The sequence below is a fragment of the Halomonas sp. genome, assembly GCF_031581305.1.
Classification (GTDB): Bacteria; Pseudomonadota; Gammaproteobacteria; order Pseudomonadales; family Halomonadaceae; genus Halomonas.
Genome location: NZ_JAVLBC010000029.1, coordinates 5,488 through 20,678, shown reverse-complemented (window position 1 = coordinate 20,678; position 15,191 = coordinate 5,488). Strand labels below are relative to the sequence as shown.

The window sequence follows — 15,191 nt, the reverse complement described above, 5'->3', positions numbered from 1 at the left end:
GGATCTTCCGCGTAGCCCCACTCGGGCACCTGGCGGAGGAAGGGCTGACCGCCGGTGGCCAGCACCACGATATCCGGGCGCAGGTCGAGCAGGGTCGCTTCGTCGGCCCGAGTGCCCAGGCGAAGGTCGACGTTGAGGCGTGCCAGCTCCAGCTGATACCAGCGGGTGATACCGGCGATCTGGTCGCGCTGCGGGGCCTGGGCGGCGATGGTGATCTGCCCGCCCAGGGCCTCGGCGGCCTCGAAGAGGGTGACGTCATGACCGCGCTCGGCGGCGACGCGGGCCGTCTCCATGCCGCCGGGACCACCGCCCACCACCACGACGCGGCGCCTGGGCCCATCGGACTTCTCGATGATATGGGGCAGGCCCATGTACTCCCGGGAGGTGGCGGCGTTCTGGATGCACAGCACGTCCAGGCCCTGGTACTGGCGGTCGATGCAGTAATTGGCGCCCACGCACTGCTTGATCTGGTCGATCTGGCCCATCTTGATCTTGGCGATGATATGCGGGTCGGCGATATGCGCCCGGGTCATGCCCACCAGGTCCACGTAGCCGCCCTCGAGGATGCGCTGGGCCTGGTTGGGATCCTTGATGTTCTGGGCGTGGATCACTGGCACGCTGACCACTTCCTTGATGCCCGCCGCCAGGTGCAGGAAGGGCTCCGGCGGATAGGACATGTTGGGGATGACGTTGGCCAGGGAGTTGTGGGTGTCGCAGCCGGAGCCCACCACGCCGAAGAAGTCGACCTGGCCGGTGGCATCGTAGTAGGCGGCGATCTGCTTCATGTCGTCGTGGGAGAGGCCGTCCGGGTGGAACTCGTCGCCACAGATGCGCATGCCCACCGCGAAGTCGTCGCCCACCTCGGAGCGCACCGCCTTGAGCACCTCCATGCCGAAGCGCATGCGATTCTCGAAGCGGCCGCCCCACTGATCCTCGCGCTTGTTGACCCGAGGACTCCAGAACTGGTCGATCAGGTGCTGGTGCACGGCGGAGAGTTCGATGCCGTCGAGGCCCCCCTCCTTGGCCCGGCGCGCGGCCTGGGCGAAGTCGCCGATGATGCGCCAGATCTCCTCCTCCTCGATGGTCTTGCAGGTGGAGCGGTGCACCGGCTCGCGGATACCGGAGGGTGACAGCAGGGTCGACCAGTTGAACCCGTCCCACCGGGAGCGGCGCCCCATGTGGGTGATCTGGATCATGATCTTGCCGCCGTGCTGGTGGACGGCATCCGCCAGGTTCTGGAAGTGCGGGATGATGCGGTCGGTGGCGAGGTTCACCGAGCTCCACCAGCCCTGGGGGCTGTCGATGGAGACCACCGAGGAGCCGCCGCAGATGCACAGGCCGCAGCCGCCCTTGGCCTTCTCCTCGTAGTACCTGACGTAGCGCTCGGTGGTCATGCCGCCGTCGGTGGCATGGACCTCGGCGTGGGCGGTGCTGACCACCCGGTTGCGGATGGTGAGCTTGCCGATCTCGATCGGCTGGAAGAGTGCGTCGAATGCCATGATGGTGACTCCTCAGCCCCGGAGGGTATCGAGCGGTCGGGTGACGAAGCGGCCCACGTCGCAGCCTTCCTCGGCCGCACTCTGGACCTGCTCGGCGACGGTGCGAAGCTTGCTGCCGCGCGCAGCGAGGATCTGGTCCATGGCGCCGGCGAACCAGCCGGTGAACATGTACTCCACCTTGCGCCCCACCTTGCCCAGCTGATAGACGAAGGCGCTGTGCTCGAGGCGCACCTGGCAGGTGCCGGCATCGAGGTCGATGGCCTCGACGATGAAGCGGCCCCAGCCGCGCTGGGAGAGGCGCGTCATGTAGTGCTCGAAGACACCCACCCCCTCGAGGCCATGGCATTCGGCCTCCTTCTCGCACCAGTGCCAGGCGCTCTTGTAGCCGGCGTGATAGAGGATCTCGGCGTACTGTTCGGCGCCCAGGGCCTCTTCCATGGCCAGGTGATTATTGATGAAGAAGTGCCGCGGCACATAGAGCATCGGCAGGGCGTCGGTGGTCCAGACGCCGGTCTCGGCGTCCACCTCGATGGGCAGCTCGGGGGCCATCTGAGTCACGATTGGTTTCCTCGAATCGTTGTTATGTCAGGTTATCGACGGGGCTACCCCGGGAGCATGCCTCCGAGGAGGCGCTATGAATCCATCCTTGGACGCTACCGACGCCCTGCGGCGCTCTTGCATCCTGCGCCGCTTGCAGGGCCGGTGCGGGCCATCCATGGCCCGCCCGTTCGGAGCAGTGCTCCTCACCCCTGGCGTCGGACCTCCTCTACGGCATGCTCCCGGCGCCCCTCACTTCGGAGGCAGCCGCCTGCGCTTAGTCAGGCGCCCCAGACATCCTTGAGCACGCGTACCCAGTTCTCACCCATGATCTTGCGCACCTGGGGCTCGCTGAAGCCGCGGCGCAGCAGCGCCTCGGTCAGGTTGGGAAACTCGCCGATGGTGCGGATGCCCTCGGGATTGATGATCTCGCCGAAGCGGGTGAGGCGCCGGGCATAGCCCTTGTCGTGGGTCAGCCACTCGAAGAAGTCCTGGCCATGGCCCTGGGTGAAGTCGGTGCCGATGCCGATGGCGTCTTCACCGACGATGTTCATCACGTACTCGATGGCCTCGACGTAGTCGTCGACGGTGGCGTCGACCCCGGCACGCAAGAAGGGGGTGAACATGGTCACCCCGACGAAGCCGCCACGGTCGGCGATGAACGTCAGCTCGGCGTCGGACTTGTTGCGCGGATGCTCCTTGAGACCGGAGGGCAGGCAGTGGGAGTAGCAGACCGGCTTCTCGGAGGCCTCGATGACCTCCCGGGAGGTGGTTTCGCCGACGTGGGAGAGGTCGCACATGATGCCGACGCGATTCATCTCGGCGACGATCTCGCGGCCGAAGCCGGAGAGGCCACCGTCACGCTCGTAGCAGCCGGTGCCCACCAGATTCTGGGTGTTGTAGCACATCTGGACGATGCCCACGCCCAGCTGCTTGAAGACCTCCACGTAGCCGATCTGGTCCTCGAAGGCGTGGGCGTTCTGGAAGCCATAGAGGATCCCGGTCTTGCCCTCTTCCTTGGCGCGGGTAATGTCGGCGGTGGTGCGCACGGGACGGACCAGGTCGCGGCACTCGGCCATCAGCGCATTGGACCTGACGATGTTGTCGACGGTGGCCTGGAAGCCCTCCCAGACAGACACCGTGCAGTTGGCCGCCGTCAGCCCGCCGCGCCGCATGTCCTCGAACAGCTCGCGGTTCCACTTGGCGATGATCAGGCCATCAAGGACGATGGCGTCGTCGTGCAGCTCTGTTGGGGTCATGTGTGCCGCTCCGGGATGTGTTCGACTCGACGGCAGCATAGCGCTGGCCCACCCCGGCTCGACGCCTGGAAGCGACGACGAGAATTCCAAAAACGTCATGACTGACTGTCGCGGTTACGACGCGCGACGGCAACATGCCGGCCCATGAGGGACCGGCATGGCGATCGGTTCGGCAGGAAGATGGCGGAAGGCGCGGCTCAGGTGCGCAGCAGGACGCTGGCGTAGGTCGGCTCGCCGCGCGCCTGGTCGAGGGCCATGATGGCCGAGGAGACCGGCTCGACCGGATACGCCTCGAAGGACAGCAGTTCCAGGCTGGCTCCCGCCTGCTCGCATGACGGCGACACCGGCACCCTGACCGGGTTCGCGCCCTGTCGCTCCTCCCGGGGGGGCTGGCCGAAGAACTCCCGGTAGCACTTGGAGAAGTGCGGCGTGGACACGAAGCCGCAGGCAGAGGCCACCTCGATGATCGATATCGAGGTCTGCTTGAGCAGCTGTCGGGCGCGGTTCAGCCGCAGCTTGAGGTAGTAGCGCGACGGCGAGCAGAGCAGGTATTTCTGGAAGAGCCGCTCGAGCTGGCGACGCGACACGTCGACATAGGCCGCCAGCTCCTCGAGCCCGATGGGTTCCTCGAGATTGGCCTCCATGAGCGCCACGATCTCCAGCAGCTTGGGCTGGGTCGTGCCGAGGATATGCTTGAGGGGCACGCGCTGCTGGTCCTGCTCGCCGCGCACGCGGTCACAGATGAACATCTCGGAAATCCCTGCCGAGAGTTCCCGGCCATGATCTCGCCCGATCAGCGTGAGCATCATGTCCAGGGGGGCCGTCCCCCCCGAGGCAGTGGCCCTCTCGCGGTCGATGGAGAACAGCCGGGTCGTGAGCATCGTCCGGGGAAAGGACTCCTGCATGGCCGCCAGGCACTCCCAGTGGACGCTGGTCTCGTAGCCATCCAGCAGTCCCGCCTTGGCCAGCGCCCAGCTGCCGGTGCAGATCCCGCCCAGCCGACGGGAGAGACGTGCCTGGCCCTGCAGCCAGACGACATGTTCGCGCTGAACCGCACGTGACGGCCCTACCCCGCCACAGACCACCACCATGTCCAGCGCCAGCGGCATGGTAATTGCCGCATCCGGCGTGACCTTGAGGCCATCGCTGGCAGAGATCGGCTCGCCATCGAGGCTCAGGGTGAACCAGCGATAGAGTTCCCGACCGGCCAGCTGATTGGCCATGCGCAACGGCTCGATGGCCGAGGCCAGGGAGAAGAGGGTGAAGTTCTCCAGCAGCAAGAACCCAATGGCTTGGGAGGCGGCCGGCTTGTGCGGCGCCTGGGAAGGGGTCGTCATGAGGGACTCCTGTACGGGGTCGTACACAGGTTGTTTTTATGTCCGTATCCGGACGCCCGCGGTATCTGGCTGTCGCGATCAGGCAAGTCCGTCCCGAAAGGTACGACAAGGCGTCGTGATCTGGCATGTCACCATTACCTATCAGCCGGCGGGCCGCCAGTTGATAACGACCATGATGTCGCGTTCAGGGAGGTAGGATGTCGCTCACAGGCATGGCGGGTATCCCGCTCGCCCTGCTCGGGGTCGCGCATGAAGTCGGGCTCGACATCGAACGTCCTCGAGGTGTCAGCCCTTTTTCAGGGCCACCACTCGCAGTCGCAGAGCATTGGCGATCACGCTGACCGAGGAGAGCGACATCGCCGCCGCCGCGATGATCGGTGACAACAGCATGCCGGTGAAGGGATAGAGGATGCCGGCGGCGATCGGCACCCCCGCGGTGTTGTAGACGAAGGCGAAGAAGAGGTTCTGGCGGATGTTGCGCATGGTGGCCCGCGACAACCGGTGCGCCTCGACGATGCCCGTCAGGTCGCCGCGCAACAGGGTCACGCCGGCGCTCTCGATGGCCACGTCGGTACCGGTACCCATGGCGATGCCCACGTCGGCGGTTGCCAGGGCGGGGGCGTCGTTGACGCCGTCGCCGGCCATCACCACCACACGCCCCGCGTCTCGCAGGCGCTGCACCACTCGCCCCTTGTCCTCGGGGAGCACCTCGGCCTCCACTTCGTCGATGCCCAGGCGGTGCGCCACCGCCTGGGCAGAAGTGCGGTTGTCACCGGTGAGCATGACGACTCGAATACCGTCCGCCTGCAGGGCCTCGATGGCCTCCTCGGTGGTCTCCTTGACAGGGTCGGCGATAGCCAGAAGGCCCATCAGGCGGCCATCCACGGCGGCGAAGATCACGGTGGCGCCATCGCCACGCAGCCGTTCGGCATCCTGTTCCTGCTCGGTCAGATCTACCTGCTCGCTCTCCATCAGCAGGCGATTGCCGAGTGCGACACGATGGCCGTCGACCTGCCCCGTCACGCCCTTGCCGTTGGGCGAATCGAATTCCGTCGCCTCCGAGAGCGTCAGACCTTCTTCCTTGGCCTTCTCGACGATGGCCTGCGCCAAGGGGTGCTCGCTGCCGCGCTCCAGCCCCGCGGCCAACTGCAACAGCTCCTGTTCGTCGAAGCCTTCTGCAGGCAGCAGCTCGGTCACTCGGGGCTTCCCTTCGGTCAGGGTGCCCGTCTTGTCGACGACCACGGTGTCGACCTTCTCCAGGCGCTCCAGCGCCTCGGCATCGCGGATCAGCACGCCCGCCTGGGCCCCACGACCCACGCCGACCATGATCGACATCGGCGTGGCCAGCCCCAAGGCACAGGGACAGGCGATGATCAGCACGCTGACCGCGGCGATCAGGCCGAAGGCCATGGGCGGCGCGGGGCCCCATAACGACCAGGCGATGAAGGCCAACACGGCCACCAGGATCACCACCGGCACGAAGACGCCGGCTACCTTGTCGGCCAGCCCCTGGATGGGCGCCCGGCTTCGCTGGGCGCTGGCCACCATCTGCACGATCTGCGACAGCATGGTGTCGCGGCCCACCTTGTCGGCACGCATGATGAACGACCCCTGGCCGTTGATGCTGCCACCGATCACGCCATCGCCGGCTTCCTTGCGCACCGCCAGTGGTTCGCCGGTGACCATCGACTCATCGATGTTGGAGCGCCCCTCCAGCACCTCACCATCCAGCGGCACCTTGTCGCCGGGACGCACGCGCAGGCGATCGCCGACCTCTACCTTGTCGAGGGAGACCTCCTCCTCCTGCCCCTGTTCGTCAATGCGCCGAGCGGTCGCCGGGGCCAGATCGAGCAGCGCACGGATCGCCCCGGAGGTCTTCTCTCGGGCGCGCAGCTCCAGGATCTGCCCAAGCAGCACGAGCACCACAATCACCGCCGCCGCCTCGAAGTAGACGGCCACCGAGCCATCGGCCTGGCGGAACGTATCGGGGAAGATGCCCGGCACGATAGTCGCCAGCAGGCTGTAGACCAGCGCCGCTCCAGTACCGATGGCGATCAGGGTGAACATGTTGAGGCTGCGCTGCACGATGGAGCGCCAGCCGCGCACGAAGAAAGGCTTACCGGCCCAGACGACCACCGGCGTGGCCAATACCAGTTGGATCCAGTTCGAGACCTGGGGGGCGATCAGGTGATCGAGCCTGAAGAGATGTCCGCCCATTTCCAGCACCAGTACCGGCAGAGCCAGGGCCAGCCCGATCCAGAAGCGCCGCGTCATGTCCTTCAGCTCTTCGGAGGGCCCGGTATCGGCGGAGACCGTCTCAGGCTCCAGGGCCATGCCGCATATCGGGCAGTCACCGGGACCTTCCTGGCGAATCTCGGGATGCATCGGGCAGATATAGATACTGCCGGGTGGTGCAGGCTCGGGCGCTGACGCCGTGGCTTCCAGATACCCCTCCGGGTCACTCTCGAACTTGTCCTGGCACTTGGCGGAACAGAAATACCAGGTCTTGCCCGCATGGGCCGCGCGGTGCTCAGTCTCGTGCGGATCGACGTCCATGCCACAGACAGGATCCTTGACTACGTGAGAGGGGTCCTTAGGCATCATTCTTTCTCCCTGTCTGACGAGCCAGGTGCTGGTGCGACTGGCGGTCCCAGTGAATCGAGACACAGAAGGTCTTGATGTCCATATGCCGGCTCCTGAGCAGGTCAACGAGAATGCGAATGGCCGTTATCGCCTGGCGACTCACGAGATGACAGGAATAACCACTCGCCGAGCAGGATGAGTGCCATCCCTACGATGGCGACGCCGAGAACTAGCGGGTCTGTGGTTGCTTTGACCCACACGAAGCCAGCCAAAACAACCGCGTCGAGCAATAGGGCGACGATTAGAACGGCAGAGTTGGCACCGACATCGTGTCGAAGATGACGATATACTCCCCAATGAATCGACATATCCATGATCAGATAGAAGATGATGCCAAGCGCCGCGATACGGCTGAGATCAAAAAATGCCGTCAACAGCAGGCCGAATACAATAGTGTAGACCAGGGTATGCTTCTGGATGCTGCCAGGCATGTGGAAATGGCGATGGGGCACCAGATTCATCTCGGTCAGCATCGCCAGCATGCGCGACACCGCGAACACACTGGCGATGATGCCGCCTGCCGTGGCCAGCATGGCAAGAATGACGGTGAACCAGACGGCGGCCTCTCCAAGAGCCGGCCTCGCAGCTGCCGCAAGTGAATAATCTTTTGTTTCGATGATTTCGTCGAGGGACAAGTTACTCGAAACGGCAAATCCCACCAACGCATAGATCACTACGCAAAGACCGATCGATATCATGATCGCCCTACCGACATTGCGATGGGGTTCTTTTATCTCTGAACCACTGTTGGTGATAGTCGTGAACCCCTTGAAGGCCAGGACCCCCAACGCAGTCGCTCCCAGAAAGCCTGAAATAGACCCCTCAGGAGCCGACGCCGAAGTTTCCATGCCAACAGGGTCGGCGACGATGACACCAACGATACCAAACAGGATAATCCCGCCAATCTTTATAAACCCGAGTACTGAGGCAACGCCCTGGATCAATTTATTGGCAGAGAGGTTGATTAAGAACGCAGAAATAAGAAGAGCGACCCCCAGCGTAGGGACGAGTCGTGACCTATCTCCTGCATCAAAAAGTTCAAGCGTGTAGGACCCAAAGGTTCTCGCCAGGAAACTTTGTGCAATCACCATGGAAAAATACATTAAAAGCGCATGAAAAGCGGTGGTGAGCGTCGGCCCATACGCCTTATGAAGGTACATGCCGATTCCACCAGCTGACGGATAGGCATTGGACATCTTCACATAGGAGTAAGCACTGAAGGAGACGATGAGTGCCGCCGACAAGAATGCTAACGGGAACAACTCTCCTGTCATCTCGGCCATCTGCCCTGTCAAGGCAAAAATGCCAGCGCCAATCATGACCCCCGTCCCTAAGGCAATCGCACCAACCAGAGAGAGGCTATTCTGCATGTACTGTGGCGTTCTATCCATTGACTCTCTCATCCCCCTCCCGGTTGTATGAAACCGAGCCCGACTGAAATGCCTCTTGGCATTCTGGCATACAATTGATGATTCAGGTTAGAGCATGCACTGACAGCTTCGAATAAAAGTGTAGAACCTATGTGCCACCCAATGGTCAAATTATTTCTTTGGATATGAACTCGTAACCCAGAAAATGGCGACACGGCATCCACAGAATCAGCGGCGGCAAGATCAACCATTGAAATAACGGCAAAAGGCCCGTGCCCAATCCACGGTACGCTAGGCATCAGTGGCGCATACTCCCAATGCCACCGTGAAGCTGACTCACACCAGCACAAAGCCCAAGCATTCCTTGACCCCTAATGCCGAAGCCAGCCCCGCCGTCTACGCCATGCAGCCACCGTCCAGTAGCCGTCAAGCGATCACCACATCGCCAAGAGCCGCCTGTGTGCAAGCTTGCACGGCCTGACAGTGAGGCATCGTTGGCATGCCCACCTACAATGGAACCTGCAGAAACTCCCAAGTCAGGTTCAACAGGAAGGCAAATAGCGTTACATGAAGTTCAGCCGTCGAGCGAAACAAGCATAGCTTCATGCAGCGTTCACCCTAAGACTAGCCTTGAACATGGATATGAATACCGTTCAATGGCAGCTCCAAGGTTCCTGCTTCGCATTGTCCTTCACATTCTGATCGACAAACCGATAATGCTCTTCCTTGAAACGGTTCCACCAATCATGGCTAATTTCGACAGCATGTTTTTCCAGAATTTCTTCAACATAGTCGAGACAGAGGCGTAAAGCATCATAGGAAAGGTGCAGCTTTCGCTTCTTGTTATCAAACGAAACACTGTCAATTCCATAGAGCTCATCAATATCTGCAACAGCCGCTTTAACCGCATCAAGGTCGCTGGAATCAAGCTTTAAGTGTCGGTTCACCAAGGTAGTTTCAGAGACTCCCAAGCGGTGCTCTCGATGTTGTTTCATGACAACCTCCGTAAGATGCAATATCGATAACGCTTTTCCAATGTTATCGCCATGTCTCCCATGGCACTTGCCTCGCTCAACGAGCCGATGAAACAACCATGGCTCGCTGGCGGCGATGCGACGTAATGACCAACAGCACGCCGGCAACCATCATCGGCAGTGTCAACAACTGTCCCATGGTGAGCCAACCAAAGGCGATGAAGCCCAGTTGCGGATCAGGAAGACGCACGAACTCCACACTGAAACGGAAGGCACCATACAGGAGCAGGAACAACCCCGAGATGAAGGCTGACCACTGCGGCCTCCGCGATACCCACCACAGCACAGAAAAGAGCACCACGCCTTCCAATCCAAACTCATAAAGTGCGGAAGGGTGGCGCGGCTCCGGGCCCAATCCCATCATGGGGGGAAAGACCATCGCCCAGGGCAAATCGCTGACCCTCCCCGGCAACTCGTGATTGATGAAATTGCCGAGGCGCCCAGCACCCAGACCGATCGGCACCAGCGGCGCAATGAAATCGGTCAGCTGAAGGTAGGCTAGACGGTGACGCCGAGCGAACAGCCACGCGGCTAGCAGTACACCGACAAGGCCCCCATGGAAGCTCATGCCCCCTTCCCAGACCTTGAAAAGCCACAAGGGGTTGGTCAGCAGCTGATCGACTCCATAGAACATCACATAGCCCAGGCGGCCACCGATGATGATGCCCACGGCACCATAGAAGATCAGGTCGCCGATATCATCGTGGGTCAGGCCGAGGCAGTGCGCTCGCCGCCGCCCCAACCACCAGGCGGCCGTCAACCCCACCACGTACATCAGGCCATACCAATGAAGCTGCACAGGCCCTAGGGAAAAAGCCACGGGATCGATTTGGGGGTACGGGATCATGGCGATTTCCTCGCGACTTCCAAGCTTCTACGAACCGTTCGACGCCACCCAAGCGGGTTAGCGCATAGACCAAAGGTGTTCTCTTATAGACCAGCATAGCCCCTAGGCCTGAATCCAAGCTGAACACGGGCTCACACTTAAACCCGTGAAACTGGCCTCCGAATTTCTTCTAATCTACTGATTTAATTGGAAATGTAGCAAAATCAGCCCTCCACCCGTACCGCACCATACCCAACCTCAAATTCCGCGCCAGTGGTCGTATCCTCACCAGCCATGCCCGCCTCTCGATCATCAGTCCATGTTTCGATATTGCCGGTATCGACAGCTTCGGTAGTCGCTTCCCGACTCCCAAGGGGTCCTGTCCAGCAACATCGTCAAGGCCTTCTGGGGCTGCTGTGTCTTGGAATGAGTGACTTCGATGCCATTGAGAGCTTTTGCCAGGACACACCGTTTCAGCAACTGCTCAACCTACAGAAAATCCCCAGCACCGCCACACGGCGCCAAGGCTTGAGAAGCTGGCCGCTCAGGAACTTCAGGAATGCACCACGACTTGGTCCACGACACTACAGTCGCTGATCGAGGCGCCCATTAGCCCGGGGAAGGGACGTGTCTAACTGGATATCGACACCTCCTTCGTGATGAACAACAACAACATCCGTAAGGAGGGTGTGACGCGGATATACCAGACGGTCGACGGCTTATCCCCCCATCGCGGCCAAACTGGGCAACGAGGGTTGGTGCCTGGGCATGGAACTGCATCCCAGTAAGCAGCACACCATGCAGGAGAACAATACCTTCCTCGAAAGGGTGCAGCCACGCGCCTACCATCTGACCCAGGCGCCGCGACTGTGGCGCGCTAAGACAGCGGCTTCGATCGCCAGGCTCACCTGGCCCTATCGCCCAGATGTGGTTGCCCATTTGCGGTTCCTGTTCGTCGGGCAAGGAGTTTGCCTACAGCTCCCTTCAGATTCCGTCTCGCAATGAACACCCTTGCTGTTCAGCTAACGTTTCCCGCTATCAGCGGCAGCGGTTCGTAGAAGACCCCAAGTCATCCAGCCAGCCACCCCGGTTGGCCGGATAGCGCCTGAACGGGGTGCGCGCCATGCCTGGCGCACCACCATAAAAAGGCCAGCTTTAAACTGGCCCTGATGATAAAATCGAGTTTTCCTGTCTGGTGTTAATATGTCACGTGAAGCTCGTATCGATGATCAGCGGCCCGTCATGACCAAGCTGCTCCTGCAGGCCGGAGTGACTGTGATACCAGTGGGTACCGTTCTGGTGTACCGGAAAACGGTAGGTGAAGGTCTCGCCAGGTTCGATACCAGCGAAGCTAACCCCCGGCACGCCGTCCATCTCCGGCGGTAGGATCAGGCCGTGCCAATGGATGGATGTTGGTTCCTTCATCAGGTTGGTGACCTTGAGGACGGCAGCCTGGCCTTCCTTGAGACGAATCAGCGGGCCCGGGCTGGTACCGTTGATGCTGATTGGACGGGCTTCTTGACCCGCAATTGGAATCGATTCACGACGAATGGCGAGCGCCACCTCAGGACCTTCCTCGACTCCCTTCGAATAGACATTGGTCTGGCCCCAAGGGTTGGCCCAGCTTGGACGCAGGCCGAGGGCGGCCATCGAACCTAGCCCCAGTGCTGCTCCACCTTTCAAGGTCTGCCGGCGCGACAGCGGATGCGTGATGACTCTGGATCTTGCCATGTGTGATTCCCGTCAATGCCTGGTCGCAATATATTGACGGAGAAAACTGAGTCATGGCTGAAAAAGGGCGATTACCGCAAACATTCCTTGAGAGGAATCGTCAGTTCGACCTTCAAGCCACCCAGAGAACTGATGTCGAACCTTACCTGCCCTGAATACCGAGGTACGAGTTGCGTCAGGATGGAGAGCCCCAATCCATATCCGGGCTGACGCTCGTCGAGGCGCATGCCTCGCTGACCAAGGCTAGACATGTCTCCCGGTGCAACCCCTGGTCCATCGTCCTCGACGGTGATCCTGAGTGATTCATCCACCATAACTCGACAGATCACCTCACTTACCGCCCATTTCCCCGCATTGTCGAGCACGATGCCGAGCATCTCGGAGAAGTCCTGGGGCTCGATCGGGACGCGTCGGTCCCTATCCTCCGGCAATGTCAGGCTGAACCGCTTGTCGGGGTAGAGCCCTCGAAACATCTGGATCAACCGAGAGCCATCGCGATGCAGGTCAGATATGTGCCCAGCGTGGGGACCGGCAATCCTCGAACGTCTGAGTTCGGCATCCAACTGGGTGTGCATCTCCTCGAGACGCTGCACAAGCTTCTGGCGACGAGCCTCATCGATGGGGCGCGAGCCTCTCAGCACCTGGGTTATCGCCGCGAGCGGCGTCTTGAGGGCGTGAGACAGGTTCGCTACCGAGTCGCGGGAGCGTTGCAACCGACTGTCGATCTCATCCATGAAACGGTTGAGCTGCATGACCAGACCATCCAACTCGGACGGCACATCCAGGGACAACCGCTCACGTTCCCCTGACCGGAGTTCCTCCAGCTGGTCTCGAAGTCGAGATAGTGGTATCAGTCCACGGTTGACCGCCAGCAAGTTCAAGGTAATCAGTAGCAGCAACAGACCCGCGGCGATACCAGTGACCCACCAGTGAAGCTGCTGCAAACCCGTTTCAAGCCGGGAAAAATCCTCACCCACCAGCAATACACCGGATTCCCCGTCTAGAGTGAAGTGACGTCGGTAGACGAGCAGATGTTGTTCGTCCTCCTTTACCTCGACAAGGGCATCGACTGCCTCATCGAGCAGAGGTGCCAGGGCATTCTGCCAGCGCGGGTCCGACGCTGTAGTGTCGCCACCAAGACGTAGCACATAGAGATGGTGAAAGATCTGATAGCCTCGACTCGCCGAGTCCAGTGCTACGGGAACAGTCTGGCGTTCCTGTTCCAACTGCTCAATCGCATACTCGGCTTCCCGCTCAAGGCGCTCCCCGAGAAAGTCGCGGGCCAGATCCTGCAACAGGATGCCATGCAGGAACCACGTCGCCCCCGTCACTACCAAGGCAATACCGGATAGCCAGGCCAGCAGCCGGAAGCGCAAGCTGCGTTGATCAACGCGAAACGAAAACATACCCCTGCCCTCGCCGCGTCTCGATAATCGACTTGCCGAGATGGCGCCGCAAGCGACCGATATAGACCTCCACAAGATTCGGCGCGGCCGCATCTTGCTCCAGGGCATAGAGCTGATCGATCAGTTTCTCCTTCGAGTGAACATGATCGGGATGGTGCATCAGGTAGCGCAACAATCGAAATTCAGTACCCGTCAACGTTTGCCAAGGCCCTCCATCGATGCTGACGCACTGGTTGGCTTCGTCGAGGCTTACTCCATTGATTAACAGTTCTTGCGACATATTGCCGGAGCGACGACGTAGCAGCGCCTTGAGTCGTGCGAGAAGCTCTCCCTCGTGGAAGGGCTTGGTGAGATAGTCATCGGCACCGCCCTCCAGCCCAACGATCTTGTCTGCCCAAGTGTCACGGGCGGTAAGGATCAGCACTGGCAGGTCATGACCTTCCTTGCGCCACCTCTTGAGCAAATCCAGACCCGAACCGTCTGGAAGACCGAGATCGAGGATTGCCAGTTCATAATGCTCGGTTGCCATAAGTGATCTGGCCACTTTCAGCGAAGTGGCCAGATCGACCCGGTAACCGTTGTCTTTCAGACAGTCGACCAGACTCTCGGCGAGCAGGTCGTCATCCTCGAGCAGCAACAGTTTCATGCGAAAGATTCATCCCTGGAAATCAATATGTCCGGACATGCCGGCCTCATAATGGCCCGGAATGTTGCAGGCGTATTCCAGGCCGTCGACGTTCTGAGGGGCAGTCCATACGAGTTCTGCCGTGTCACCCGGCGCGATGGTCACGGATGGCATGCTGGCACCTTGCTCGCCCCCTGCCATGCCATGACCACCATTCCCTCCATTACCATGGCCGCTTCCCCTCATCGCCTGCATCATTTCGCGATGCTCTTGCTGTGCCTTGGCATCCCCGATAACGAACTCATGCTCGAGGTTACCGGTGTTGACGATCTTGAAATTGATGGTGTCGCCTGGCGCAATGTCGAGATTCTCAGCGTTGAACCACATGTCACCCGCCTCGAGCCTAATGGTGCGATCGATGTCGGCATCGCTCACCGCAGCTTGAGAGCCGCCGTGCCCAGCACCAGCGAAGGCTGTCGTCGTGATCAGGCCCATTGCCAGGGCCAGCAGTGTCTTGCGCATGATAGTACCTCTTTGAGTTAAGTCAGGGAGGTTCACTTCTAACGCACAAACCTGAAGACAGGCTGAACTCAGCAAAAAATACTGTAATCCATCTCACACCTTGACATTGGTGCCACCCATAGGTTGTAAGCTCATAACTGAAGCCAATCTTGCCTTCCCGGTTGGGGAAGGTGAATTCTCTACCATCAGCAAGATGAGAGAAAAGACCATGATCAAACATAAGCAGTTTCTCGCTATCGTTCTGGCCGCCAGCATGGGAGTAGCCGCCAGCGGCGCTGCCTCTGCTCAAGGCATGCAGCAGGGCGGCATGGGCCCTGGCATGATGGGCTACGGCCAGGGCGGCATGGGCCCGGGCATGATGGGCTACGGCCAGGGCGGCATGGGCCCCGGCATGATGGGCTA

General features: G+C 60.7%; 13 protein-coding genes and 1 pseudogene. 2 read left to right on the top strand and 12 right to left on the bottom strand.

What is annotated here, in order from left to right; genetic code table 11:
* The 8 genes from RI841_RS04410 to lgt form a co-directional block, all read right to left on the bottom strand.
* A partial coding sequence (locus RI841_RS04410; RefSeq protein ID WP_310704363.1) for an NADH:flavin oxidoreductase occupies positions 1 to 1,499 on the bottom strand: 1,499 nt, incomplete at its 3' end.
* A 12-nt stretch (positions 1,500 to 1,511) separates the two neighbouring features.
* On the bottom strand, positions 1,512 to 2,057 hold the full coding sequence (locus tag RI841_RS04405) for a DUF5943 domain-containing protein (protein ID WP_310704362.1): 546 nt from the start codon (positions 2,055 to 2,057) through the stop codon (positions 1,512 to 1,514).
* A 260-nt stretch (positions 2,058 to 2,317) separates the two neighbouring features.
* Positions 2,318 to 3,295 (bottom strand): dipeptidase, encoded by a 978-nt coding sequence (locus tag RI841_RS04400; protein ID WP_310704361.1) that lies wholly within the window; start codon positions 3,293 to 3,295, stop codon positions 2,318 to 2,320.
* Positions 3,296 to 3,492: 197 nt separating this feature from the next.
* On the bottom strand, positions 3,493 to 4,632 hold the full coding sequence (locus tag RI841_RS04395; RefSeq protein WP_310704360.1) for a GlxA family transcriptional regulator: 1,140 nt from the start codon (positions 4,630 to 4,632) through the stop codon (positions 3,493 to 3,495).
* Between the two features lie 285 nt (positions 4,633 to 4,917).
* A complete protein-coding gene (locus RI841_RS04390; protein ID WP_405000911.1) occupies positions 4,918 to 7,236 on the bottom strand; it encodes a heavy metal translocating P-type ATPase in 2,319 nt (772 codons plus the stop codon).
* 101 nt (positions 7,237 to 7,337) lie between these two features.
* On the bottom strand, positions 7,338 to 8,645 hold the full coding sequence (locus tag RI841_RS04385; protein ID WP_310704359.1) for an APC family permease: 1,308 nt from the start codon (positions 8,643 to 8,645) through the stop codon (positions 7,338 to 7,340).
* Positions 8,646 to 9,298: 653 nt separating this feature from the next.
* The gene (locus RI841_RS04380; RefSeq protein ID WP_310704358.1) at positions 9,299 to 9,640 is read right to left on the bottom strand and encodes a cation transporter; all 342 of its coding nucleotides are present in this window, start codon (positions 9,638 to 9,640) and stop codon (positions 9,299 to 9,301) included.
* A 76-nt stretch (positions 9,641 to 9,716) separates the two neighbouring features.
* Positions 9,717 to 10,526 (bottom strand): prolipoprotein diacylglyceryl transferase, encoded by an 810-nt coding sequence (gene lgt, locus RI841_RS04375; RefSeq protein WP_310704357.1) that lies wholly within the window; start codon positions 10,524 to 10,526, stop codon positions 9,717 to 9,719.
* 747 nt (positions 10,527 to 11,273) lie between these two features.
* Between lgt and RI841_RS04370 the strand changes: the two genes are divergently transcribed.
* Positions 11,274 to 11,510 (top strand): hypothetical protein, encoded by a 237-nt coding sequence (locus tag RI841_RS04370; RefSeq protein ID WP_310704356.1) that lies wholly within the window; start codon positions 11,274 to 11,276, stop codon positions 11,508 to 11,510.
* 216 nt (positions 11,511 to 11,726) lie between these two features.
* Here RI841_RS04370 and RI841_RS04365 read toward each other — a convergent pair.
* The 4 genes and pseudogenes from RI841_RS04365 to RI841_RS04350 form a co-directional block, all read right to left on the bottom strand.
* A pseudogene (locus tag RI841_RS04365) lies at positions 11,727 to 12,236 on the bottom strand (multicopper oxidase domain-containing protein); the annotation flags it as partial.
* Between the two features lie 71 nt (positions 12,237 to 12,307).
* A complete protein-coding gene (locus RI841_RS04360; protein ID WP_310704354.1) occupies positions 12,308 to 13,642 on the bottom strand; it encodes an ATP-binding protein in 1,335 nt (444 codons plus the stop codon).
* Positions 13,623 to 14,288, bottom strand: a complete 666-nt coding sequence (locus tag RI841_RS04355; RefSeq protein WP_310704353.1) for a response regulator transcription factor — start codon at positions 14,286 to 14,288, stop codon at positions 13,623 to 13,625. The genes RI841_RS04360 and RI841_RS04355 overlap by 20 nt, the downstream gene beginning before the upstream one ends.
* A gap of 9 nt (positions 14,289 to 14,297) precedes the next feature.
* The gene (locus RI841_RS04350; protein WP_310704352.1) at positions 14,298 to 14,789 is read right to left on the bottom strand and encodes a plastocyanin/azurin family copper-binding protein; all 492 of its coding nucleotides are present in this window, start codon (positions 14,787 to 14,789) and stop codon (positions 14,298 to 14,300) included.
* A 208-nt stretch (positions 14,790 to 14,997) separates the two neighbouring features.
* Here RI841_RS04350 and RI841_RS04345 point away from each other — a divergent pair.
* A partial coding sequence (locus tag RI841_RS04345; protein ID WP_310704351.1) for a hypothetical protein occupies positions 14,998 to 15,191 on the top strand: 194 nt, incomplete at its 3' end.

Excerpts from the sequence above, each read along its gene's own strand:
- RI841_RS04350 (WP_310704352.1), bottom strand. The coding sequence starts at position 14,789 with ATGCGCAAGACACTGCTGGCCCTGGCAATGGGCCTGATCACGACGACA.
- RI841_RS04385 (WP_310704359.1), bottom strand. The coding sequence starts at position 8,645 with ATGCAGAATAGCCTCTCTCTGGTTGGTGCGATTGCCTTAGGGACGGGG.
- RI841_RS04400 (WP_310704361.1), bottom strand. The coding sequence starts at position 3,295 with ATGACCCCAACAGAGCTGCACGACGACGCCATCGTCCTTGATGGCCTG.
- RI841_RS04395 (WP_310704360.1), bottom strand. The coding sequence starts at position 4,632 with ATGACGACCCCTTCCCAGGCGCCGCACAAGCCGGCCGCCTCCCAAGCC.
- lgt (WP_310704357.1), bottom strand. The coding sequence starts at position 10,526 with ATGATCCCGTACCCCCAAATCGATCCCGTGGCTTTTTCCCTAGGGCCT.
- RI841_RS04360 (WP_310704354.1), bottom strand. The coding sequence starts at position 13,642 with ATGTTTTCGTTTCGCGTTGATCAACGCAGCTTGCGCTTCCGGCTGCTG.
- RI841_RS04370 (WP_310704356.1), top strand. The coding sequence starts at position 11,274 with ATGGAACTGCATCCCAGTAAGCAGCACACCATGCAGGAGAACAATACC.
- RI841_RS04390 (WP_405000911.1), bottom strand. The coding sequence starts at position 7,236 with ATGATGCCTAAGGACCCCTCTCACGTAGTCAAGGATCCTGTCTGTGGC.
- RI841_RS04380 (WP_310704358.1), bottom strand. The coding sequence starts at position 9,640 with ATGAAACAACATCGAGAGCACCGCTTGGGAGTCTCTGAAACTACCTTG.
- RI841_RS04355 (WP_310704353.1), bottom strand. The coding sequence starts at position 14,288 with ATGAAACTGTTGCTGCTCGAGGATGACGACCTGCTCGCCGAGAGTCTG.